This window comes from Vampirovibrio sp., assembly GCF_041737375.1.
In the GTDB taxonomy this organism is placed as follows: domain Bacteria; phylum Cyanobacteriota; class Vampirovibrionia; order Vampirovibrionales; family Vampirovibrionaceae; genus Vampirovibrio.
This window is the reverse complement of record NZ_JBGSRV010000012.1, coordinates 156579-179392: the sequence shown is the minus strand read 5'-3', so window position 1 is coordinate 179392 and position 22814 is coordinate 156579. Positions and strand designations below refer to the sequence as shown.

At 51.1% G+C, this 22814-nt stretch carries 24 protein-coding genes and 1 tRNA gene; 17 read left to right on the top strand and 8 right to left on the bottom strand.

Features of this window, described 5'->3' with window-relative positions; all coding sequences use genetic code 11:
* Positions 1-3: 3 nt before the first annotated feature.
* Positions 4-1098 carry a pseudaminic acid synthase gene (pseI, locus tag ACEW81_RS09405; RefSeq protein ID WP_373532727.1) on the bottom strand — a complete coding sequence of 365 codons (1095 nt, stop codon included), beginning with the start codon at positions 1096-1098 and terminating at the stop codon, positions 4-6.
* A complete protein-coding gene (locus ACEW81_RS09400; protein ID WP_373532726.1) occupies positions 1082-1591 on the bottom strand; it encodes a GNAT family N-acetyltransferase in 510 nt (169 codons plus the stop codon). Before ACEW81_RS09400 ends, pseI begins: the two co-directional genes overlap by 17 nt.
* Positions 1592-1889: 298 nt before the next feature.
* Here ACEW81_RS09400 and pseB point away from each other — a divergent pair, with 298 nt between their 5' ends.
* The 3 genes from pseB to ACEW81_RS09385 are packed head-to-tail and all read left to right on the top strand — an operon-like array spanning position 1890 to position 4815.
* On the top strand, positions 1890-2876 hold the full coding sequence (gene pseB / locus ACEW81_RS09395; RefSeq protein WP_373532725.1) for a UDP-N-acetylglucosamine 4,6-dehydratase (inverting): 987 nt from the start codon (positions 1890-1892) through the stop codon (positions 2874-2876).
* A 26-nt stretch (positions 2877-2902) separates the two neighbouring features.
* Positions 2903-4072 carry a UDP-4-amino-4,6-dideoxy-N-acetyl-beta-L-altrosamine transaminase gene (gene pseC, locus ACEW81_RS09390; RefSeq protein ID WP_373532724.1) on the top strand — a complete coding sequence of 390 codons (1170 nt, stop codon included), beginning with the start codon at positions 2903-2905 and terminating at the stop codon, positions 4070-4072.
* A complete protein-coding gene (locus ACEW81_RS09385; RefSeq protein ID WP_373532723.1) occupies positions 4069-4815 on the top strand; it encodes a cytidylyltransferase domain-containing protein in 747 nt (248 codons plus the stop codon). The genes pseC and ACEW81_RS09385 overlap by 4 nt, the downstream gene beginning before the upstream one ends.
* An 80-nt stretch (positions 4816-4895) precedes the next feature.
* On the opposite strand, the gene ACEW81_RS09380 is transcribed toward ACEW81_RS09385, so the two are convergent.
* On the bottom strand, positions 4896-6944 hold the full coding sequence (locus tag ACEW81_RS09380; protein WP_373532722.1) for a tetratricopeptide repeat protein: 2049 nt from the start codon (positions 6942-6944) through the stop codon (positions 4896-4898).
* 202 nt (positions 6945-7146) lie between these two features.
* Between ACEW81_RS09380 and ACEW81_RS09375 the strand changes: the two genes are divergently transcribed.
* The 3 genes from ACEW81_RS09375 to ACEW81_RS09365 all read left to right on the top strand — a co-directional run bounded on the left by ACEW81_RS09375 (position 7147) and on the right by ACEW81_RS09365 (position 9196).
* Entirely contained in the window at positions 7147-7839 is a 693-nt protein-coding gene (locus ACEW81_RS09375; protein ID WP_373532721.1) for a response regulator, read from the top strand.
* Positions 7840-7949: 110 nt separating this feature from the next.
* Positions 7950-8447 carry an FKBP-type peptidyl-prolyl cis-trans isomerase gene (locus tag ACEW81_RS09370; RefSeq protein WP_373532720.1) on the top strand — a complete coding sequence of 166 codons (498 nt, stop codon included), beginning with the start codon at positions 7950-7952 and terminating at the stop codon, positions 8445-8447.
* 5 nt (positions 8448-8452) lie between these two features.
* Positions 8453-9196, top strand: coding sequence for a TerC family protein (locus tag ACEW81_RS09365; RefSeq protein ID WP_373532719.1), 744 nt, complete (start codon positions 8453-8455; stop codon positions 9194-9196).
* Positions 9197-9217: 21 nt separating this feature from the next.
* On the opposite strand, the gene ACEW81_RS09360 is transcribed toward ACEW81_RS09365, so the two are convergent.
* On the bottom strand, positions 9218-10009 hold the full coding sequence (locus tag ACEW81_RS09360; RefSeq protein ID WP_373532718.1) for a M23 family metallopeptidase: 792 nt from the start codon (positions 10007-10009) through the stop codon (positions 9218-9220).
* Between the two features lie 162 nt (positions 10010-10171).
* Between ACEW81_RS09360 and ACEW81_RS09355 the strand changes: the two genes are divergently transcribed.
* The 7 genes from ACEW81_RS09355 to ACEW81_RS09325 all read left to right on the top strand — a co-directional run bounded on the left by ACEW81_RS09355 (position 10172) and on the right by ACEW81_RS09325 (position 15659).
* A complete protein-coding gene (locus tag ACEW81_RS09355) occupies positions 10172-10789 on the top strand; it encodes a TetR/AcrR family transcriptional regulator (protein WP_373532717.1) in 618 nt (205 codons plus the stop codon).
* 281 nt (positions 10790-11070) lie between these two features.
* Complete coding sequence (locus ACEW81_RS09350) at positions 11071-11655, top strand: hypothetical protein (protein ID WP_373532716.1); 585 nt, start codon at positions 11071-11073, stop codon at positions 11653-11655.
* Positions 11656-11671: 16 nt separating this feature from the next.
* Positions 11672-12145 carry a DUF2752 domain-containing protein gene (locus tag ACEW81_RS09345; protein ID WP_373532715.1) on the top strand — a complete coding sequence of 158 codons (474 nt, stop codon included), beginning with the start codon at positions 11672-11674 and terminating at the stop codon, positions 12143-12145.
* 207 nt (positions 12146-12352) lie between these two features.
* A complete protein-coding gene (rplS, locus tag ACEW81_RS09340) occupies positions 12353-12715 on the top strand; it encodes a 50S ribosomal protein L19 (protein ID WP_373532714.1) in 363 nt (120 codons plus the stop codon).
* A gap of 159 nt (positions 12716-12874) precedes the next feature.
* Entirely contained in the window at positions 12875-13873 is a 999-nt protein-coding gene (gene ylqF, locus ACEW81_RS09335; protein WP_373532713.1) for a ribosome biogenesis GTPase YlqF, read from the top strand.
* Positions 13797-14519, top strand: coding sequence for a ribonuclease HII (locus ACEW81_RS09330; protein WP_373532712.1), 723 nt, complete (start codon positions 13797-13799; stop codon positions 14517-14519). Before ylqF ends, ACEW81_RS09330 begins: the two co-directional genes overlap by 77 nt.
* Positions 14520-14843: 324 nt before the next feature.
* Positions 14844-15659 carry a hypothetical protein gene (locus ACEW81_RS09325; RefSeq protein ID WP_373532711.1) on the top strand — a complete coding sequence of 272 codons (816 nt, stop codon included), beginning with the start codon at positions 14844-14846 and terminating at the stop codon, positions 15657-15659.
* Here ACEW81_RS09325 and ACEW81_RS09320 read toward each other — a convergent pair.
* Both ACEW81_RS09320 and ACEW81_RS09315 read right to left on the bottom strand, forming a co-directional pair.
* Complete coding sequence (locus tag ACEW81_RS09320; RefSeq protein WP_373532710.1) at positions 15656-17938, bottom strand: transglycosylase domain-containing protein; 2283 nt, start codon at positions 17936-17938, stop codon at positions 15656-15658. The genes ACEW81_RS09325 and ACEW81_RS09320 overlap by 4 nt on opposite strands.
* 285 nt (positions 17939-18223) lie before the next feature.
* A complete protein-coding gene (locus tag ACEW81_RS09315) occupies positions 18224-18505 on the bottom strand; it encodes a hypothetical protein (protein ID WP_373532709.1) in 282 nt (93 codons plus the stop codon).
* A 248-nt stretch (positions 18506-18753) separates the two neighbouring features.
* Here ACEW81_RS09315 and ACEW81_RS09310 point away from each other — a divergent pair, with 248 nt between their 5' ends.
* Entirely contained in the window at positions 18754-19851 is a 1098-nt protein-coding gene (locus ACEW81_RS09310) for a 6-phosphofructokinase (protein WP_373532708.1), read from the top strand.
* Positions 19852-19931: 80 nt separating this feature from the next.
* Here the strand turns inward: ACEW81_RS09310 and ACEW81_RS09305 are convergent, their stop codons facing one another.
* Both ACEW81_RS09305 and ACEW81_RS09300 read right to left on the bottom strand, forming a co-directional pair.
* Complete coding sequence (locus ACEW81_RS09305; protein WP_373532707.1) at positions 19932-20495, bottom strand: hypothetical protein; 564 nt, start codon at positions 20493-20495, stop codon at positions 19932-19934.
* A complete protein-coding gene (locus tag ACEW81_RS09300) occupies positions 20495-21313 on the bottom strand; it encodes a nucleotidyltransferase family protein (protein ID WP_373532706.1) in 819 nt (272 codons plus the stop codon). Before ACEW81_RS09300 ends, ACEW81_RS09305 begins: the two co-directional genes overlap by 1 nt.
* A gap of 173 nt (positions 21314-21486) precedes the next feature.
* On the opposite strand from ACEW81_RS09300, the gene ACEW81_RS09295 reads away from it, so the two are divergent.
* The 3 genes from ACEW81_RS09295 (at position 21487) to ACEW81_RS09285 (ending at position 22805) form a co-directional block, all read left to right on the top strand.
* Positions 21487-21562: transfer RNA gene (locus ACEW81_RS09295), tRNA-His, on the top strand.
* Positions 21563-21695: 133 nt separating this feature from the next.
* Entirely contained in the window at positions 21696-21971 is a 276-nt protein-coding gene (locus tag ACEW81_RS09290) for a hypothetical protein (protein WP_373532705.1), read from the top strand.
* Positions 21972-22076: 105 nt separating this feature from the next.
* On the top strand, positions 22077-22805 hold the full coding sequence (locus ACEW81_RS09285) for a hypothetical protein (RefSeq protein WP_373532704.1): 729 nt from the start codon (positions 22077-22079) through the stop codon (positions 22803-22805).
* Positions 22806-22814: the final 9 nt, after the last annotated feature.

Sequence of the window (22814 nt, the reverse complement as noted above, 5' to 3'; positions counted from 1 at the left end):
GGGTTAATCCGGTTCCGACTCAATCAAATTCCACTGAAGCGCAGTGCCTCGCTTAATGGCCGTTTTAGCCCGTTTGCCCAGTAAGTCATCCCAATATTTGGGGGGCAGTCCATAACCGGGACGAATGGCCCGGATGTTATCCACGCTCAGCAAGCCGCCCGCCGGAATATCGGCCACTGCGTACAAAGAGCGACGAAAGCCCAGACTTTTTTCCTCATTGCCCGAAGGGCCAAGCGACACCGTGCCTAAAGCCCGGTGGGCCAACCGTGTCTCTTCCACCAAGCGTTTTAATTCATGAGGTTCCAGCGAGAAAGCGGAATCCACCCCGCCTTCGGCCCGAGAGAGGGTAAAATGTTTCTCAATGGCCACAGCACCCAATGCCACGCTGGCCACAGCCGCAGCGGTACCCAGGGTGTGATCGGACAAGCCCGTGTAAACCCCAAACGTTTGCTGCATGTAGGGAATGGTTCGCAAGTTGCTATCCAGCGGATCCGCCGGATAACTGCTGGTGCATTTCAGTAAAATCAGTGGGCCACAATTTGCGGCACGGGCAGCCTGCACTGCCTCCCAAATTTCGGCCTCCGTGGACATCCCGGTGGAAATAATCATGGGCTTTCCGGTGGCCGCCACCTTGCGAATCAGCGGAATATCCACAATTTCAAACGAAGCAATTTTAAAGGCAGGCACATGTAAATCCTGCAAAAAATCCACCGCAGTGGCGTCAAAAGGAGAACTAAACCCAATCATCCCTTTTTCCCGACAGCGATTAAAAATAGGCTCATGCCACGCCCAGGGGGTATGGGCTTTTTCATAAAGTTTATACAGAGACTCCCCTTTCCACAGGCTGTCAGGGTCCTCTATAAAAAATTCACCCTCGCTAATATCCAGAGTCATAGTATCAGCGGTATAGGTTTGTATTTTCAAGGCATCGGCCCCAGCGTCGGCGGCGGCATCTACCAGCTTTAGAGCCTTCTCCAGCGAGCCATTATGATTGCCCGACATTTCAGCAATAATAAACGGCGGATGCTCCGGCCCCACTGGCCGGTTCTCAATTTGAAAAGCTGGGAAGTCAGCAGGAAAATCAGAGGATATATTCATAAGTTAAAATACCTGATTGGGGTTGCAAAAGTGCTTTTTGATAACCAGCCTTTTCAAAGGCACGAATGGAAGCAGGGTTGTCTGGAAAAATTTCCGCAAGCACTGGGCTTACAGCGGGATACTCGCCCTTCAGCCATTGATTGCCCGCCTTTAGCAGCAAAGCTCCCCAGCCTTGCCCCATACGTTCTGGCACCAAATAAACCGAAATAAGGGCGGAATGATCCTCATGGAGATCATAACGCAAAACCCCCACGGGGCCGTTTTCATTTTGACCCAACAGTAAAACGCGTTGCGGGTTTTGCAAGGTTTGCTCAAACCATTGGCAATGAGCGTCCCAGGAAATTTCATCCGTATGAATGGAATGTTGCCGAACACTAGGGTGATTGCGCCAATGAAACAGGGCTTCCCGATCGTCCGAAATCACCCGCTTTAACTGAATACTATTTTCGCTATTGTTCACGGCAAAACCGGCTGTTTTTGGAGCGGGCTCCATTCACCGGGCCTATTTTTGTTCCACAAACGGCAATCCTCAAACCTGTCAGCGATACCACACCCGTTTTTACCGTGCTTAGGTTCTTTAAGCAGTGTAATCAAGCTGTTTGAGTTTAACATGTTCCCAAAATTCATCAAACAGGGTAAGTCAAGCAAAATGAGGTCAGCTTGTCATTTTTGACGTCTTTTAGAGTAGGATAACTAGGATAGCGTCATAGGGATCCCCCCTATCCTGTTAAAACACGGTTTAAAATAATTTTTGTGCTTGGCGTAGGCAGTTCAGAGCGAGGTTTGAGACATTGTTTAACGAGAAAACCATTTTAATTACCGGCGGTACCGGATCCTTTGGGAAAGAAGCGATTCGCACCATATTATCCCGATTCAAACCCCGTCGTTTGATTGTATTCTCCAGAGATGAATTCAAGCAGTTTGAAATGCAGCAAACCTTTAACGATCCAGCCATGCGCTACTTTATTGGAGACGTGCGGGATCAGGAGCGCTTAAAACGGGCCATGGACGGGGTGGATTTTGTGATTCACGCCGCAGCCCTTAAACAGGTGCCTGCCGCTGAATACAACCCGATGGAATGCGTCAAAACAAATATTCATGGTGCCGAAAGCGTGATTAACGCCGCCATTGATTGCAACGTGGAAAAAGTGATCGCCCTTTCCACCGATAAAGCCGCCAACCCCATTAACCTGTACGGCGCCACCAAGTTGGTGTCAGACAAGTTGTTTGTGGCGGGCAATAGTCTGGTGGGTCCCCGCAAAACCCGTTTTGCGGTGGTGCGATACGGCAACGTGGTGGGATCTCGTGGTTCGGTGATTCCATTTTTCAAAAAAATGATCGCCGAAGGGGCCACAGAATTACCCATTACCGATCCTCAAATGACCCGCTTCTGGATTACCTTGCCTCAGGGCGTGGAATTTGTATTGAACTCCTTTTTAAGAATGCGGGGGGGCGAGATTTTTGTCCCTAAAATTCCCAGCATGCGGGTTACCGATTTGGCAGAGGCCCTGCATCCGGGCATTCCTCATAAGATGGTGGGCATTCGACCGGGTGAAAAACTGCATGAAGTGATGTGCCCGGCAGATGATTCTCACCTGACCCTGGAATTTGACGATCACTTTGTGATTCAGCCCACCATCCACTTTGCGGAAAATACAAACTATACGGAAAACAAACTGGGACAAAAGGGCAAGCCAGTTCAGCCGGGGTTTGAGTACAACTCCTTCAATAACCCCGACTTTTTGAACTCGGACCAGCTTCGGTTAATGGCTGAATAATCCACCCCCAAAAAAAGAGAGGCAGCATGAGCGGTTTTATCCCTTACGGACGGCAAAACATCAGCGAAGAAGACATTCAAGCGGTGGTAGAAGTCCTAAGGTCGGATTTTGTGACCCAAGGCCCTGCCATCGAGCGCTTTGAAAAAGCGGTAGCCGATTATTGCGGAAGCCGCTATGCGGTGGCCGTGAGCAACGCCACCGCCGGACTTCATATGGCCTGCATGGCCTTGGGGCTAGCCTGTGGCGAGGTGCTATGGACGGCCCCCAACACCTTTGTGGCCTCCGCCAATTGCGGGCGATATTGCGGCGCTCAGGTGGATTTTATCGACATTGACCCGCAAACCTACTTGCTGGATGTGTCCCAACTGGCGCAAAAACTGGCCGAGGTAAAAGCAAGTGGGGGCATGTTGCCCAAAATTGTCATTCCGGTGCAGTTTGCGGGCCAGTGTGTGGAAATGGATCAGCTGGCCAAACTCGCAAAAGCGTATGGGTTTGCCATTATTGAAGATGCGGCGCATGGCATTGGCGGGCAGTATCAAGGCAAGCCTATTGGGGGCTGCGATTATTCGGAGATGACCGTCTTTAGCTTTCACCCGGTCAAAATTATTACCACCGGGGAAGGCGGGCTGATTACCACCAATCGGGAAGACCTGTATCAAACCCTATTGCGGTTGCGCTCCCACGGCATTACCCGAGATGCCCAATTTATGAAAAATCCCCCCGAAGGCCCTTGGTACTATGAGCAAATAGAACTGGGCTACAACTACCGAATGACGGATATGCAGGCCGCCCTTGGCCACAGCCAGATGAAACGGCTGGATGAATTTGTGGCCAAACGCCACCAGCTGGCCCAGCGCTACGATGAACAACTGGCGGACTTGCCGGTGATTTGCCCCAAGCAACACCCGGACAGTTACTCCGCCTTGCACCTGTACCCCATTCAGGTGGACGCCAAACAAACCTCCAAAACCAGAAAACAGGTGTTTGAGGCGCTTCGAGCCAGAAACATCGGGGTCAACGTGCATTATATGCCCGTTTATTTGCAGCCCTATTACCGGGATTTGGGCTTTAAAGCAGGCCACTGCCCTCAGGCGGAACACTATTATAATCAGGCCATTACCCTGCCCCTTTACTACGATTTAACCTTTGAGCAGCAGGATCAGGTGGTGCAAGCGCTTCGGGAAGCGCTTGCATGAGTTGCGTCCTGATTGTGCAGGCCCGCATGACCTCCACCCGATTGCCGGGAAAGGTATTAATGCCGGTGCTGGGGCAACCGCTTTTGGCTTATGAACTAGCACGGCTGCAACGCTGCCAGCTGGTAGACCGCTGGATGGTAGCCACCACGGTAAACGCCAGCGATGACCCGGTTGCAGCGCTGTGTCAAACGCTCGAAATTCCGGTATTTCGGGGATCTGAAAATGATGTACTGGGCCGGTATTATGGAGCCGCTTTACAAGCCAAAGCGCAAACGGTGGTTCGGGTCACCGCAGATTGTCCGCTGATCGACCCGACGGTGATCGATGAGATTATCCAGCATTTTCAGGCCGCCAATTTTCAGCCTGACCAGAAAGCGCTGGATTACGCCTCCAACACCCTCACCCGAACCTTTCCCAGAGGGCTGGACGCTGAAGTGTTTTCGTTTAGCGCTTTAGAAATGGCCCATCGGGAAGCCACTGAAGCGCTGCACCGAGAGCATGTAACGCCCTTTTTCTACCAGCAGCCAGAACGCTTTCGCTTGAGCGCCATTGAAGCGCCCACCAACCACAGCCAACACCGCTGGACGGTCGACACCCCGGAAGATTTTGAGTTGATTCAACGGATTTTAGAGGCTTTATACCCACGCAATCCAAATTTCACCACGCAGGATGTGTTGGCCTTACTCGCTCAACACCCCGACTGGGCGAAATTAAACGCCCATATTGAACAAGTAAAGGTTTAAACCGCCGCGCCCAGCATTAAGCCCGTGGCTCAACGAGCAGAATTCCGCCAGTCGCCCACAGCAACAGGTTATGAAAGCCACTAGCGGTGCGTGAGCTTTAATTTTTTAGCGTTCTTTTCAGCTTTGCGACGCCAGTATTTTTCATCTTTGGGTTGGGTGGCGTATTGAGCCGCCAACTGCTGATGAATCAGAGCCAAAGAGGCATTATCCCGTTGCTCCAGCCCTTTGGCCACCAAAGCATGAGCCTTCCAGTAGCCATTGCCCACCCGTAAGGTTTCTATGGCCGCTTTTTGCCAGTACGCATCCGAAAGACGACCCGGCAACATGGAAAAAGAGTCCAGTTGTTCGGTCATGGCCTTCTGCGCTTGCTCAATTTGTTGTTTTAAAACTTGCGCCTGTTGCTTCACAGCGTCCGTATTATTTGCGGGTTCAGAAGACGCTGATTCTGAAGTAGAAACTGATTCTGAAATCACGGGCTTTGAAGGGGCGGAAAGAACGCCATTCACCAAGCTCAAAGCACCCCCGTAATCCCCCAGGGTATAGAGTTGGCTGGCCATGGACAAGCGATCAGGACTCACCTGGGCATACTGAAGCAGCCGCTCACTCAATAGATGATCTCCCTGCAAAAAGGCCACTTGCAGTGCAACGGAAAGCTGCGCTTCACGAGGGTGATACGTGGCGGGCAACCTGGGGAAATCCGCCAAAGGCTCAATCAAAAGGAGGTTCAACCGATTTTCAACATCGTAGCCGTTCATAGGCTCGCCCGTGGCCACAGCTTCTTTCAGTCGGGCTTCGGCAAATTGACAGGTTTTCAAAACGGCTGGTTCTTTCAGTAAATCCCGCCGGTTCAGCAAACCGCGACCATAGTGAAAAATGGCTCGGGAAAACAGATTGACAATGGCCTGTTGCTCAGTGCGAGTGCCATCCGGGTTGGCCAAAATTGGCCCCACCGTGGCTAAGCCCTGTAAATAAGCATCCTCCCACTTGGATGCATCCAACAAACGAGCCAGCAGCAACTTGCCGTAATAGGCCTGTCCCGGCTGATCTTTTAACAGGGTTTTCAACAGCAACACACTGCGATCCTGATGGTTTCGCTGATCATAAATTTTAATCAGTGAATCCACTGAATTGACATCGGAAGGGTTGAGAGCAATGGATTTTTCCAACACCTGAGCCGCATCTTCCGGCTTCATTTTAAGCTCATAGGCCTGGCTCAGCAGTTTTAACCCTTCCGCGTTTTCTGGCACCATTTGCAGCATTTGCTTCAGGTTAATAATGGCGTCATCCAGTTTATCGGCACCCATAGAGGCTTTGGCCAGCAACAAAAAAACCTCGGGCTCATGGGTGGTGGTTTTTTTAACCCCATACAACAACTGCAAAGCCTCTTCCGGTTTTTTCTGGGCCAGCAGCAATTCCGCTTCGGCCAGTTGCACCGTGATGTTATGAGGAGCCAGCCGCTTGGCCTTGGCCATCCACTGGGCGGCCTCTTTCAGCTGAACATTGGCCAACGCCACTTTGGTTAAACCCGCCCAGGCATAAAACAAATTGGGAGATAACCGGGAGGCTTGGCGAAAAAAACCGTCGGCCAAGGCCAACTCCGCTTCAAAGCCTGTAAAATCGCCCACTTGGCGAGCATGGAGCGCTTTTTTATAATGGGTCCATCCCAAGCCATTAAAGGCACCGGCCTTAACACTGGGGGAATGGTTTTTCTCCAGAATAGCCTCGTACTGATCCGTGGCCTGCTGATAACTGTCATCTTCTCGCAAAATTTGAGCCCGCATCATTTGCAGGGACAAATTATTGGGCGATTTTTTCAAGCGGGTATCCACCAGACGCAAGGCGTCATAGTAGCGATGCTCCTCCAGCAAAACCGTCAAAGGATCTCGAGGCTTGGCAGGCTTAACCCGCTCCACCGGAATGGTCTTGATGATGATCTGCTTAGCGCCGGGCACTTGTTGAATAATAATTTGTGGGGCAGGTTCGGCAGGGGCGGCCGGGGCGGGGATCAATTTTTGATCCGAAGGCGGTGTAAATCCCGGTGGATAATACTTTTTAGCAGCTAGGGAAGGTGCCTGGGACTGCCACAACACCATGACGCCCAAAGCCAGAACCACGCTCCGGTTTTTCATCAATAACTCCATTGGATAATACTGATAGCTGTTCAAACAGAACTCTTATTATAAAAGGCTGGACGTTCCATCTTACCAAAAGTTTCGGCTATATTATAGAAGGAGTGTACGAAAAAAAGAGTTATCAGTATAATAATCAGGCGTTCAACTCATTTTTGCACCCTATATTACCGGAATGAACGCTGGAAATGGCAGTTATTTTATGGAAAACGTCACATCAACCGAATCTAAAGTCATTCGGCTGTTTATTGTAGAAGATTACCACCTGACCCGCATGGGCCTGATGGCCGTGCTAAGCGAATTTCCCCAGCTCAAATTTATCGGAGAAGCCGAATCCGCAGAAGAAGCCTTGTCCAAAATGGACAGCGCCACGCCCGATATCCTGCTGCTGGATCTGGGACTTCCCGGCATGAACGGCATTGAAATGGCCCAGGAGGTTCGTAAACGCTACCCCGATGTGAAAATTATCATTCTAACCTCTCATAATGAGGAGCAGGAAGTAATTGCCGCTTTGGGTGCTGGCGCAAACGCCTATGTGCTGAAAGATGTCAAACCGGATCGTCTGGTGCATATTATTGAAACCGTACTGGATGGCGCGGTGTGGCTGGATCCGGCCATTGCCTCCATGGTGCTTACTCTGGTGAATGACCCCGGCTCGCTGGCCTTGCAAAAACGTCAGGCCAACGCAGAGAGCAACGGCGAATCCGACTTGACCGATCGGGAAATGGAAGTACTGCAACTGATTGTGGAAGGCAAGAGCAACCCCGATATCGCCGAACAGCTTTGCATTAGCATTCATACCGCCAAAGCCCACGTTGGCAGCATTTTGAACAAGTTATGCGTGAATGACCGTGTGCAGGCCGCTATTAAAGCCCTGAAAGAAAATATCGTTTAAACGTCCACCCCATCATAAAAAGACGCTGGGTCCATCAGACCCAACGTTTCAGTGGGGCTATGACTTGTCTTGTTCCGTTAAAAATTGAGACCCAAAGGAGATGAGGAAATATGCAAAATAAACCCTTCAATTCACTACTGTGCGTGGCGCTTTGCGCTGGTAGCCTGTTGGCGTTGACCGGTTGCGATGAAAAAGCGGCCACCACGACCACCCAAACAACAACTACCACGACAACAACAACCGGCGAAACCAGTGCGGTAACAGCCAGCACCAAGTCCATCAGTGGTATTCAGGTGCAAGATGTCACCCTTGGCAGCGGCGCTGAGGCTCAAAAAGGGGACACCGTATCGGTAAACTATCTGGGAACGCTGGCCTCCAGTGGCAAAAAATTTGACAGCTCCTACGATCGCAATGAGCCTTTCACCTTTAAACTGGGTTCCGGCCAAGTGATTGAAGGCTGGGACAAAGGTTTGGTAGGTATGAAAGAAGGCGGTAAGCGCATTTTGACCATTCCACCCGAAAAAGCGTACGGCGCCAGCGGTTACCCGCCTGTGATTCCAGCCAACGCCACCTTGAAATTTGAAGTTGAACTGGTGGAAGTAAAGTAAACGCCATGCTTCAACTGCTGCAAGAGCCGCAAACCTACGTTAGCTTGTTAAGCCTGACATTGCTTGAAATTGTGCTGGGAATTGACAATATTATTTTCATTTCCATTCTGGCGGGCCGCTTGCCCGCCGAACAGCGCAAACGAGCCAGATTGACGGGGTTAATGATGGCCTTGGTGGGTCGGCTTTTGCTGTTGTTCAGTATCGCCTGGTTAACCAAACTCTCTCAGCCGCTCTTCACGCTGGGAGAGTTTGGGTTTTCCGGGAAAGATCTGGTTTTATTGGGAGGCGGGCTGTTTTTAATTGCCAAAAGCGCCCAGGAAATTTATGAAAAAGTGGAAGCCCCCTCGCATAAGCACGGCGCCTCTGCCCCCAAAGTCATCACCTTTAGCAGTGTTATTTTACAGATTCTGGTGATTGATATGGTGTTCTCTCTGGATTCCATTATTACCGCCGTTGGGCTGGTATCAGAAATCCCCATTATGGTAACCGCCATCCTCATTTCGCTGGGCCTGATGATTGTTGCAGCCGAAAGCATCGGCAATTTCGTCGATCAACACCCCTCGGTCAAAGTGCTGGCGCTCTGCTTTTTGCTAATGATTGGCACCCTGCTGGTGGGAGAGGCCTTTGGCGCCCATATTCCCAAAGGCTATGTGTATTTTTCACTGGCCTTTTCGTTGTTTGTGGAATTTCTCAACATCAAGGCCAATACCCGCAAAGAAAAACCACTGGCACCGGAGTCCCAAGCCTAAAGATTTCAGGAAGATTTCAGGTCAGGCTTTCAAAAAACGAGCCAGCTGATTTGAAAAAGAGCGCAGCCAGTTTTCAGAATCACGCACTTGCCGCACTTGCAAACTATACCTCGATGGGGTTTGCTTAAAGGCGTAGTACCAGGCGGGGTTTTTACGAGCCCCGTTCACCAGCACCTCAAAGTGCAAATGCGGCCCGGTGGAATGCCCGGTGGAGCCAACCTGCGCAATGAGCTGCCCCTTGCCAACGGTGACGCCCGTTTTAACCAGCACCTTGGCGCAATGCCCGTAGCGAGTTTGCACCCCGCCCCCATGATTGATCACCACGCTTTGCCCATAGCCGGATTCCCAACCACTATGCGTAACAATCCCCGGTGAGGCCGCATAAATGGGCGCTCCGGCTTTGGCCGCCAGATCAATCCCTTGATGCAAACGCCCCCAGCGTGGCCCATAGGCAGAGGAAACATAGTTGTAATCGACCGGAAGCGGTACGTTAGAGACGATGTGAGTAACGCCAGTTCCCAGACCGATGGCATTAAAAACCCCTTGCTGAAAAGTGCTGGGCAACAGCGAAAACACAAAAATAAGGCCTAAAAAAGCCGCCAAAACAGCGTTTACCGAAAACCACCCCAACCCTGAAGGTTTAGCCCGTGGAAACGCTGGCAAACCCTGAGGAGCAACCACCCTACCCGGCTCAATACAAACGTACCGACTTGCGGTGATAGGCACTGCCATGCGCTGAGGGATGGGCGGAGGTTTTAAGCGCAAAAATGGATTTTCTGAACAAACCGGCTTTTCTGGCGTAGAAAGGCTCATAAAAAAATTCCGTATGGCAAGGGCTGACCGCTGTAAACCGGGCTTGATTCATTGGGCGTCAAGCCCCAAATCGCTAGTCAGCGCTTACAGAATAACGGAAACACAATCATTGACAAAGCGCTTGTTGACACTTTTCGTCCAGTCGTCAATAATTCAGGCACTATGGCTCGCAAAAAAATTGTTAAAGATCGCAAAGAATGTATTCTAAAAGCGGCAGATCACCTGTTTAACCACTATGGTTATGAAAAAACCACCATGGAAGATATCTCCAGAGAGTCTGGCATTCCACGGGCCACCCTGTATCTTGAATTTTCGGGCGGCAAGGAAGACATTTTGATTGCGGGCCTGGAGCGCTATATGCGCCATATGCTGTCTGAAATGCGGGCCATGGCCAAGGTATCTCGCAGCGGCCGTTTGGAAACCCTGAAACAACTGATGCTGTACTACATTTTAACGGCCTACGACAAATCCACCGGAGCCCAATGCGATCCCAACCACATGGATCGCCATACCAAGCGCATTCGCAATGAAATGAGCGAGTACTTCAAGGCCCGCACCGAATTTTTTTCAGAACTGCTGGAACAGGCGGTTATGGCTGGAGAAGTGCCTGAAGAGTATGATCCCCATCGGCTGGCCGAAATTGTAGCCCATGGCCTGAACTGCTTTCTGCCCCCACTCAACCTTCGTATGAGTAGAGAAACACTGGAGCGAGACGCGCTGGCCTTTTTTAGCCTGCTTTTATCCGGGCTGGCTCGCCACGACCGCAAAGCCAGCTTGTAAGCAGGCAACGGGCAGCCGCTGGCCTGCCCAAAAAAAGAACCTCATCAGACGAGAAGAGGTTCAGCGAATTGATTCAACCAACGTAGATTCTCACTATATAAAATCCATTGGGATCTGTACCGGGTCAATGCTCGGTTTTTCAAAATACCAAAACAAAATTCCCCAAAAAATCGAGAAGGGTTAACCCCATTTTTACAAGCGATTGCTTCATCACCTGTTTAACTTTGGTCCGGCGGGGGAACTCTAGCGGATATGAAGGATCAATGTGATACGGCCTATCCATGAGTGACGCCAACAATTTTGTGCGCTGGTACGACAGTCGACCCAAGTTATCCCAGGCGGCGCGTCTGCTGTTTACCTTTCCCGATGAAATCAAAAGCATTATTAGCGAGGCCGTTCTGATTATTGCCGATAGAGAGTTCCGGCAAGATGAAAAAGAACGGCACATTCGCTCTTTGGGGTACGAAAAAATTCTGGCGCTGCACAAATCCAAAAGCCGTCGCCGTGAATATGACGAGAACCAGCACCTTCATCAGGCCATGAATTACCTGTACCTGCTTTCAGAAGACAACCGGGAATTTATGGCCGAGCATATTCTAAAAATGGTGCGATACATCCAGCACTATCTGGAAACCTGCATGATTACTCAAACCGCGCCGAGTCTCGATGAAATTGCCGAAATCACCACCCTTTACATAAAATCCGGTGATGAGAGCGTTAAACTGTTTTTAAAAAATTTGCGCCACGAGTTTTGCGAGAAACTGCTGGATGGAAAAGAGCCCACTATCAACGATCCCCTGCTCGCCATGCTGGATAGCATTGCCAAACAGGACAGCTCCGGCATGAGGCTCAGCAAACTGGATTGAGTTTTATAATAAAACCATGAGCCTGCCGGTTAAACCCAGACCCTCAATTTTCAAATCCCCGGTTCTGCCGTTAACGGGGCTGGCTTGGCTGGGGCTAGTCTATACCTGGCTGCGGGGACATGTATCGTGTCATCAAATCGGGGAGCGACTCCCGCTATTCAGTATCCCCACCGGGCTTTTCAACCCTTTTTCTGAGGTATCCATTTGCCTGTTCAAACAAATCACCCACCTGCCCTGCGTGTTTTGTGGCATGACCCGCAGTTTTATTTTAATCGCGCAGGGGCGGCCTCTGGAATCCATTGCCTACCACTGGTTGGGGGTGCCTGTTTACTTGCTGACTTGCCTTTTAGCCATTGGCGGACTGTGTTACCCTGAACAGACCCATCAGGCGTTACGGCGTGCCACCCAAAAAAGACCCGTTGCCGTGGTTTTCGGGCTGCTGGTTCTCGGGTGGCTTTGGAAACTAGGGCATGCGCCCCGCTTCTGGTAGGCCCTATCGATCGCTTGACGGGGCGGGTGGGTTTGCAATACATTACTAAAACTGTATTGGGATGAATGCCCACTTGTCTGTTCTCAGCAGCTCATGTTAAACACGTTGCGAATAAAATTTCCGAATTTTTATCCTCAAGGTTTGCTGAACGCTTAAAGCAGAACGCCAAGTTTTTATCACTGGCTCCGACAAAAAGGATCTCGCACTATGACCACTCAATTTATCCAGGAAATTGAAAAAGAATACCTGAAGCCTGAAGGCGAATTGCCCAAATTAAATCCCGGCGACTCCGTCAAGGTCATGGTTCGCATCCGTGAAGGCAACAAAGAACGTTTACAGGGCTACGAAGGCGTCATCCTGAAACTGGCTGGCTCCGGGGTCAGCAAAACCGTTACCGTTCGCCGTGTGTTCCAGGGCGTTGGTGTGGAGCGTGTTTTCTTGCTGCACTCCCCCAAAGTGGAAAGCATTAAAGTATTGCGTCGTGGCGATGTTCGTCGCGCCAAGCTTTACTACCTGCGTGAGCGCACTGGTAAAGCCGCCCGTATCCGTGAGAAAATCACCCAGAGATAATCGGCTTACCAATGATATTTATAAAAGAACGAAGGGTCCGCTCTTCGTTCTTTTATTTCCACCCCAAATCCACAGGCAATCCACCGCCGCCCCCCGGACTTTATATCAAGAGTCTGCCTTGCTTAAACCCCACCTCCCTCGCACAACCGGAGCACTCTGATGAGCTTTGACATCATTACGCCGAAAATTCAGTGGTACCCAGGCCACATTGCCAAGTACGAACGCAAACTGGGCGACCTATTAAAACTGGTGGACGTGGTGGTGGAAGTGCTGGATGCCCGCATCCCCTCAGCCTCGGTTAACCTCCGGCTGGAACATACCATTCGCAACAAGCCCACCCTGATCATTCTTAATAAAAGCGATTTGGGCGATCCGGTTCAGAATAAGCGCTGGCAAAAAGCGCTTTCCGGCGAAAACACACGGGTTATGCTGTATGACGCCAAAAGCGGTCAGGCCAAATCGCAGCTTATCCAGCATGTGTTGGCCCTGGGAGAAAGCGGGATGCAAAAGCTGATTGCCAAAGGCCGCAAGCGCCGTCCCATTCGGGTCTTGGTGGCAGGCATGCCCAACGTGGGCAAATCCACCCTCATCAATAGCATTGTAGGGCGCAAAAAAACAAAAACAGGCCACCGGGCAGGCGTTACCCGAGACACCCAATGGGTGCGCATTCACCCGGAAGTAGACTTACTCGACTCTCCCGGGGTGATTCCTCCCCAGTTGGAAGCGGAGCATGCCGGGGCCATGCTGGCCACGGTCAGCTCCATTGGAGATGCCGCCTTTGATGAAGAGGAAGTATCCCGCTTTTTAATTGATACCATTGAACCGCTTTACCCCAACCTGTTGAAAACCTATTTCAAACTGCCCGACACGCAGGAGGCCTCTCTTGAAAATATGGCCTTGGCACGGCATTATAAACTGGGCAAGGATCAGCCAGACTTATTAAGAACAGCCCAGGCCCTGCTCACCGAGTTTCGTCATGCCCGCACCGGAAGGATTACCCTGGAACATGCCCCGGCCCCCAGCAAAGCCTCTGAGCCTATCCCCGACAAACCCAAGCCTGCCGTTGAGCAACGCTCTGAGCATGATGGCAAACAATCCAGCACCCAAACCCCGCCAGAACCGACGCCAGAGCAAACTGAAAGCCCTGCTCAAGTTTGATTCGACCATTCTCAAAACACAATCCACCCAATGCCAACTGATCGGGCTGGATGAAGTGGGCCGTGGCAGTTTGGTAAGCAGTGTGATTGGAGGGGCGGTTTGCCTTCCTCGATCTTTAACTCGGGAACAAAAAAAGCTGCTGAACTGGCTGGATGACTCCAAAAAGCTAACCGCCCCGGTCCGGGCGGAGCTATCGGAGGCCATTCAAAGTTTTTGCCTGACCGGGCTGGGAGAGGCTGAAAAACATGAGGTGGATAGCCTGAACATTCACTTTGCCTCCTTATTGGCCCTGTATCGGGCCTTGGAACAGTTGTGCCAGAAAGCGGATGTTTGCCCTCACAGCGATGATATTTATGTGTTAATGGACGGCAAGGCCATCATCCCGGACTTTCGGGCCAGCGCCCAGCAGGCCATCATTAAGGGAGATGGTTGCTCAGCGGCCATTGCCGCGGCCTCAGTTATTGCAAAACACCACCGGGACACCATGATCAAAGCACTGGCCGAGCAATATCCCGGCTATGGCTGGGAAGTGAACATGGGCTACCCCACCCCCGCCCACCTAAAAGGCTTACGGGAACTGGGGCTTACCCCCTTGCACCGCACCAATTTCAAAAAAGTTCACCAACAGTTGTCCATTCCTTTTTAGCCCGCCTCATCAGCGTTTTTGAGCGATTCACCTGCCACCCTTAAGGGCTAAAATGCCTCACCCAAAGGCGCTCCGGGAAGAGATTCCAAAAAGAGTGCTAAAAAATGATGCAGTCTCGTAATATTTCAGGCTGAAAAAGCAATTTAGACCCCATCAATTGTTTTTTAAATTAAAGAACCTGTTTTTTAAGAGCGCAATTCACAAAAGAGAAAGAAACAGGCCATAAGCTGACGCCTACCCATTGGAGGCCAGCGCACCCTTTATTGAGTATTTTTTGCCAAACCATCATTAACAGTCTCGATACCAGAGATTTTAGGAGAGCGCATGATTCCCAAAATTGCCTCAAACTATGGGGTGACAGGAACCAGTTCGGTCACCAGTCAAAAGCAATTGCAATCCCTTCAGGATGTATCTCAAAAGTCATCCCTGCCGCAAGCAGACTTGATGGCGGCCCCGCTTAGCAAAGACAACGGGGTGGCAGGCGCCATACAAGACCTGATTAAAATCATGTCTCTGTTAGCCTCCACAACGAAAAAACCCGCGTCTGATCAAGGCGTGAAGGTTCCGGCAAAGGCACCGGCGAAGGTCCCGGTTCCGGCTTCTGGCGTGGCCAATAAAACCGTGAATAAAACCGACAGTTCCCAACAAAAAGCACGACTGGACAAGACCCTGAATGCCATTTCTATGGATCCTGAAGGCGCTCGGTTGCTAGAGGCTGCCAAGGCCAAAGGATACACCATTGAAGTGGGTGATCCCGCCGCTGCCGCTGGCGGGGCGCTTGATAAGGGAAGCGTCAGTTGCAACCACTGCAAGGCCGCCATGGATGCCGGACGAAAAATTAACGGGGTAACCCTTCTGGATGAGAAGAAGATTGTTATTAATCCCGACGCCCCGGACTTTGAGAAAACCGTGGTGCATGAACTGGTTCACGCCGCTTCCGAAGATGACGGCAACTCCAAGCAGGAAGAGGGTATTGCCGATGTTGTCGGTTACCGGGTGGCCAACCGCATCACAGGAAAAGCACAACCCGGCGATGCGCAATCGATTTACACCAAAAAAATGGCCAACTACAAGGAATTAAACGGCACCAACTCAATTCGAAATACCTTGGCCGAACTGGGCATCAACGCAGGCGTTTAATAACGCCCACGGTTCACATCCGCATTCTCTGGTGTGGGAACCACCGGTGCAGCGCCAAAGCTTTGGGCCGCGCCTGCCGCTGGTACATCCCGCCCACCCCGGCGGCCACGCTCAATGGGAATAACCCCGTAGCCCACTTTGGGTTCCGGGGTTCTGGCAGGCAATGCCGTGCCATAACCCGGCATGGGTTGCTGAGCGGGTGGTTGATTCTCGACAGGGGCTGCCGGTAAAGCGACACGCCCCGTATTATCCGCCGGATTTGGCTCATACCCAACCCGGCCCGCTTCCGAACCGCTGGCCTCTTCCCCGGAAGGGCTTGCAGGGGCACTATCGCTATCCAGATCCGACAAGGGATCCAGTACCGGATCTTGCTGAATTTCACCATCCTGCACTTCACCTCTGGCAAAGGCGCTGCCAGAATCCTTGTCGCTCAGGTTTTTAATGTTGTAAGTGACAAAATCGGTGTCTTCTAAAGCTTTACTGTAAGCCAAGTCAAAGTTTTTAACCGGGCGGTTGGCCATATAGGGACTCATAAATGACCGCCAGATAGAAGCAGGCAAAGAGCCACCGGTCATTCCGGGCATGGTGGTGTTGTTGTCATTTCCCACCCAAACGCCAGTGACCACATCCGGGGTAAAGGCCACAAACCAGGCATCCCGGTAATCATCGCTGGTACCGGTTTTTCCGGCGGTAGGGCGACCAATGGCCCCTGCCTTACCCGTGCCTCGGGTAATAACGGCGGCCATCATTTTGACCATGGTATCCACGGTGGTGCGGTTTAACACGTTTGTTTTTACCGGATGCTCCCGGTAAATCTCATGCCCGCTGTCATCCACAATCTTGTCAATGGCGTAAGGCTCTACCCGAACCCCCTGGTTGGCCAACACCCCAAACGCCGATGTAATTTCCATGAGCTTAACACCGGAACCGCCCAAGGTAAGACCCAGATAAGGCTCCATTGGGGTGCGAATGCCCATTTGCTCGGCCATGCGAACCACCGCGTCCGCCCCCAGTTCATTAATAACCTTAACCGCCACCACGTTGTTAGAGGTAATCACGGCACGGGCAATGGTCATGTAGCCATGATAAGAGCGATCGTAGTTTTTGGGCTGCCATTCCGCAATTTTAACAGGCTCGTCCAAATAAACCCGGCTGGGTTCATAGCCACGATCAATGGCCGTGGTGTAGGTAAATATTTTAAACAGGGATCCCGGCGAGCGAACCGCGTCAATCACCCGGTCGAACTGACTGTTTTGATAGTTTTTACCCCCCACATACGCCAAAATAGCGCCGCTTTGGGGGTTCATGGAAACCACCGCCGCCTGCTGATTGTTGCGGGTTCTGCCATAAACCGCCGATTGACTGACCACAGCACTTTGAGCCAGATTTTGAGCCCGTAAATCCAGCGTGGTAAAGATTTTCAGGCCGCTTTGCCAAAAGGACTGCTCATCCAGGTTGAAATAGCGCATAACCTGAGTCATGACATAGCGGTTAAAAAAAGGCGCTTTGTCCGAAGAGGACAGACCACGCCCGCCCTGGTTCAGGTAAATGGGCTGATTTTTATAGCGTTCAAACTGCTCCGGGGTAATTTTGCCCACCTCTACCAGATTTTGCAACACCTCATCCCGGCGGGCCTTGGCCCCCTTTAAATTTTGAAACGGATTGTAGCCCGAAGGGGCCTGAGGCATCCCTGCCAACATGGCCGCCTCTGTAATACTGAGGCGAGAAGGCTTTTTGCCAAAATAAATTTCACTGGCCGCCTGAATGCCGTAAGCCCCCTCGCCAAAATAGGTGTTATTCACGTAAAGCTCCAGAATCTGGGCCTTGGTCAGCTTGTCTTCCAACTGCATCGCCAAGGCCGCTTCCCGAATTTTGCGGGTAATCGAGCGCTCGTTACTTAAAAACACGTTACGGGCCAACTGCTGGGTAATGGTGCTGCCACCTTCCCGTAGTTTTTTATGGCTCAAGTCCCGAACCACCGCCCGTAATACGGCTATCGGATCCACGCCTTTATGCTCATAAAACCGACGATCCTCGGTTGCGATCAAGGCATCCACAAAATAAGGGGAAACGTTGGTCAGTTTTACGTTCTCGTGCCGGAATTTACCGAAAGACATAATGGGACTGCCATCGGCGGCAAATACTTGCGTCCATTGGGTGGGATTAATGCCGTCCTTCAACACTTTTTCAACAGAAGGCAACTCGCGAGTCACGGAAAAAACATAGGTTGCCACAGCCATTATGCCGGTCAGCAACAGGGCGATCAGAGAGCGCAACATGTCAAAAGGTTTCCTTTGGTTAAGCGCGGTGAGAGAAGGGCGCACATGGTTAAAACGCAAATAGCTAAAATACTATTTAAAACTGTGCCTATTGTAACCGAAGAAAAATAAAGCGGAATGCGGCGATCTCCATCCAAGCCCCGCGCTAAGGTCAACAGGCCTCAAAAATGGCTCTGGAACCCCGCGCCCATCCATAAAAACAGATGCCCGCATACGCTATTTCAAATCACAGCCAAGCGGCGTAACCCAGATGCGTTTTTATCAATTTTTTTATCAGTTTTTGGCTTACCATTTTTTTCCCTGGCGACGTAAATCATTCAATTGGGCAATAAAACGGGGACGAACCTGGTTGGCGTAGGCGAACAGCTTTTCCTCAAAACTACTGCTTTCCACTTTCATATCCATGGTACGACTTTGCTCCAAAGCCCGCTCCACCACCTGTTTTACCAGAGGCATCGGCAAGCTATGGGTTTGAAAAGCCCGTTTGAGAACCTTAATCACAACACTGGACAGGGCAGGGTTGTTCGGTACAAACTTGTACACGCAACCTTGAATATCAGGCGGCATTCTTTATTACCTTGAATTGACAAACCGTTTTACTCATTTTAACAGTTCCACCCCCATGAGAACGTCAATCACCTGATGGAGTAACGTCCCCAAGTTCAGGCAGGACAAGCCGAGCAGGGCAACATTGCCGCTTACGGAAGACTGGAGCGCCTGCCCATTCGTGAGCGCCCTCCACGGAATCGCCGTTTGACAAATGAATGCCCGTTAATACATTCTATGATTTGAAAAGGTAGGAGAATTACTGAACAATGGCTAAGAAACGAATTCTTGTAATGACCGGCGGCGGCGATTGCCCAGGCTTGAACGCCGTAATTCGGGCAATTGTCCGACGTACCGAGCAGGAAGAGGACTGGGAAGTCATTGGCAGTATTGAAGCGTTTAATGGCCTGCTGCGGGACCCCATGGAAGTGGTTTTACTGGATAGCAAAACCGTTTCTGGTATTCATATCCGTGGCGGCACCATTTTAAAAACCACCAACAAAGGCGGCCCGTTCCACTGGCCGGTTAAAAACGCCGATGGCTCCTTTTCCTATATCGATCGCTGCGATGATCTGATTGCCCGCCTGGAAAAACTGGGCATCAACGCGGTGGTCAGCATTGGCGGCGAAGGCTCCATGGACATCGCCCAGCGCTTGTTCGAAAAAGGCATCCCCATTATTGGTGTTCCCAAAACTATTGATAATGACTTGTCCTCCACCGACTTAACCTTTGGGTACCAAACCTCGGTACAAATCGCCACAGAAGCGGTAGATCGCCTGATTACCACCGCTGCCAGCCACAACCGCCTCATGATTCTGGAAGTTATGGGCAGAGACGCTGGCTGGATTGGCCTGAGCGCGGCCATTGCCGGAGGCGCTCATGTGGCCCTGATTCCTGAAATTCCTTACGATATTGACAAAGTGGCCGCCGAAATTAACGATCGGGTTGAAAATGGTCGTGGATTTGCCATTGTGGTTATTTCCGAAGGCGCTAAACCGGTTGGGGGCATTGCCACCTCCCGTGACAGCAACCAGCCCGGTTACCAGAACAAAATTCTGGGCGGGGTCGGTCACCGCTTGCTGGAAGAAATTCAGGACAAAGTAGACGTGGAAGCACGGGTTATGATTTTGGGCCACTTGCAACGTGGCGGCTCTCCCATTGCTTATGACCGGGTATTGGCCACTCAGTTCGGCGTAAAAGCGGTTGAACTGGTACTGGAAAGCAAGTTTGGACACATGGTGTCCTATCGCCACCCCAACGTGGTTTCCGTACCCATTGCCTCTGCCATTGAAGAGTATAACTATGTCAAACTGGATAGCGCCTTGGTGCATACCGCCCGTGGGGTTGGTATTTCTCTGGGCGACTAATTCCAGTTTTTAATACACACACTCAATATCCGGCGCTTTTTTACAATCAGCGCCGGATATTTTTTAAAAGTAATAAAGCGCTAACCCCTAATCGCATCCGCCGAATCGGGAAGGGCTGCTCTGCTTTGTTCATCCGGCTGGGCCTGAAACCACTGTCCCACCAGCAACGGCAACAGCATAAACCCCAGCATGATGGCCCATAGCCACACTTGATGCTGGGCCAGCGCCGCCCCCAGAGACACCAAAATCGTATTGCGAACCAGGCGAGCCATGGTGAGAATCACCGCCAACCGCCAGCGATCATAACCGCTCATTAAGGCCAAAAAGCGAATAAAATCCAGCGGCAAGGGCAAGGCGTTAAACAGAAACAGCCAAAGTCCCAGCTTTTTCATAAAAAATTGCCGATAAACCGTTGGAATCTGATGAATCAGCTCAGGCCGCTCCTCGGCCCACTTCCGCACACTTTTTTCCAGCACCAGCCAGCCTGACAGAGAGCCTAAAGTAGCCACTAACACCACCCAAACCGGCATTTTAAATTGTCCCAGCCACAAAATACTCACGGTTAGCGGCAAAGGAACAGGGCCGCTGCCTAAAAAGCTAATGGCAAAAAGCCCCAGCAAACCCCATAAAAAAGCGGAACCCATCAGGCAGGCTGTCTGGCGGCGGTTAAGTCAACAGCGGGCCCGCCTCTTTCCAGCAAAATCCGCTCGGCCAAAACCTGATCGGAAGGCTTGTCCACATCCATACAACATTCCGCAAAGGGCATGCTAATCACATCGGTGGCACATCCCAACAACCCGGAGGCTTTGACCGCCACTTCCGCCATGGTTAGCTGCCGCAGCAGAATTTGCAGCAAAGAAACAGGATTCAGCATCCAGGCGTTTTTCCAGGGCTTTTTTCGGTTCCGATCGATGGTTTCCATAAAAGCCACATTGGGCTGAAACTTGCGGCGATTGATTAAAAACAGATTGCCGCCGGAAAAAGCGCCGTCTTTAGAGTGAAAGTAGGTGCGCTGGCTTTGAGGGTAAGCGGCCCGAACCACACCCCGCTCTACCACCGCCACGGCCAAGGCGGCATCTCGCCGCAGGCCTTGTTGCACAAAATATTCCAGCATCTGCGGGGTTAACAGGGGATGATCGCCCGACACAAACAGCACCCAGTCTCCTTCGGGCGGCAATGAATACAGCGCCTTTAACAGAGAGCGCACCGCCCCGGTATCATTGGGCAAAAGGTCAAAGGGAAACGTCGCTCTGAGGGCAGCAACCCCTTCATCCTGGGTGCTTACCCAAATTTTGGACGAAAAACGCGCGGCAGCAATGGCCTCTAAAACGGAAAGCACCATGGGTTTTCCGCCAACAGGCAGTAAAACCTTACTCTGCAAGCCCGTTCCAGCCAACAGAGGATTATGGACATTACGGCTGCCGGTAAGCACAACCGCTTGAAGGTGCTGAGAGCTTGTCATGGGCTTGATAGTACCATAGCTGGCACCACTTTTCGAAAGATTTCTTGAACATTTTTAAAAATAGCTGGCACCACTTTTCGAAAGATTTCTTGAACATTTTTAAAAAAGAAGCTTGAGATTGCAACGTGCCTTCGCTACAATAACCACACTTAAGACTTTGATACTGAATCGTGGCGGGTGTAGCCAAGTGGTTAAGGCTCCGGTTTGTGGTACCGGTATTCGTGGGTTCAATTCCCATCATCCGCCCCATTTTTTCTCTGGAATTCCAAAAATGGTTAATGAATCAGCCCATGTTAAACTTGAGTGCGGGAAGCGTAAGAACGGGAACGTAAGAAACTGAATGCAGGCAATGACTTTACCCGACCTCTTCAGAAAGACAAAAATGGCATCTGTGGGTGGTCTAATTTTCAGGCTGGCTGTGGCTTGCCTGCCCTTATTGGCCGTTGTTTTGCTGTGCTTGATGATGTTTAGCGGATGGGTTCGCTCGCCTAAAATAGTGCCTGATTTAAGCGCGCAAGCGGTTTTAATGCCGTCCGCACAAGCAGCCTCGCTGGGCAACGATACCCACGAAGCCGGAAAAAACCGCTCCAAAAAGCCTGTTTCCGCCGAGTTTGAGCGTTTAAATATTACGCATGCCACCATTCGGGTTCCCGATTAACTGGTTTTCCAGAGCGTTAAACCGTTTTCTTCAGTCAGTTTTCTTTCATTAAAAAGCAACTCTGTCCAGGCAAATGGGCAATGATTACTTAAAAGCATTTTAATCATGATTGAGCGAACAACGTTTTTTCACAATTTAAAAACCCCCTTACCCAATGCGGGTGAGCCGTTGGGCCGCACACTCAAAACGAAAGGCTTGCTTCCCAGAATTTCAAGCCCTGCCAAACACGATAGCCTCCCACCCATTCGGTTTCAGGGGCGAACCATCAGTTTGGTAGCCGATACCCGTTACCCCAGTGCTGAAAGTTATCAGCAGCGTATTTTTTTTCAGGCCTGCCTGGAAAACCTGCACTTTTACCAGAGTACCGAGGAAAAAGCCTACCTGATGGCCGCCATGCGCGCCCTGATTCCCGATCTCTCCAGCCAAACCATTCACGAACCTGTGCAACTGCTGTCAGAGAGCCATATTCAAGCCAATACCCTGGGCGAGCATGCCTTGTTTATGATGAGCAAACACGGCAAGCCCCACGATTTGGCCATGCTCGAGAAAAAGGGGGTTAATCTCAACGCCAGGGATCACCGCCCCCTGCAACAACCCACCGCTTTGATGAAAGCCATAGAGGGCAGGAACTTGACGACGTTTGCCCATTTGCTATCCCGGGCCAACCCACAGATTTTGGCGGCCACCAACGAAGCCGGGTTTAACGCGCTGGACTTGGCCCGAGACACCAATGCCCACCTGTGCAAATACGCCCTGAAACGACATTACCCTTCACAGCCTAAAAAAGCCCTGTGGAAAAGCTTTTTGAACCACATGACAGGCCTATCTGTTTAAGCTACCCTA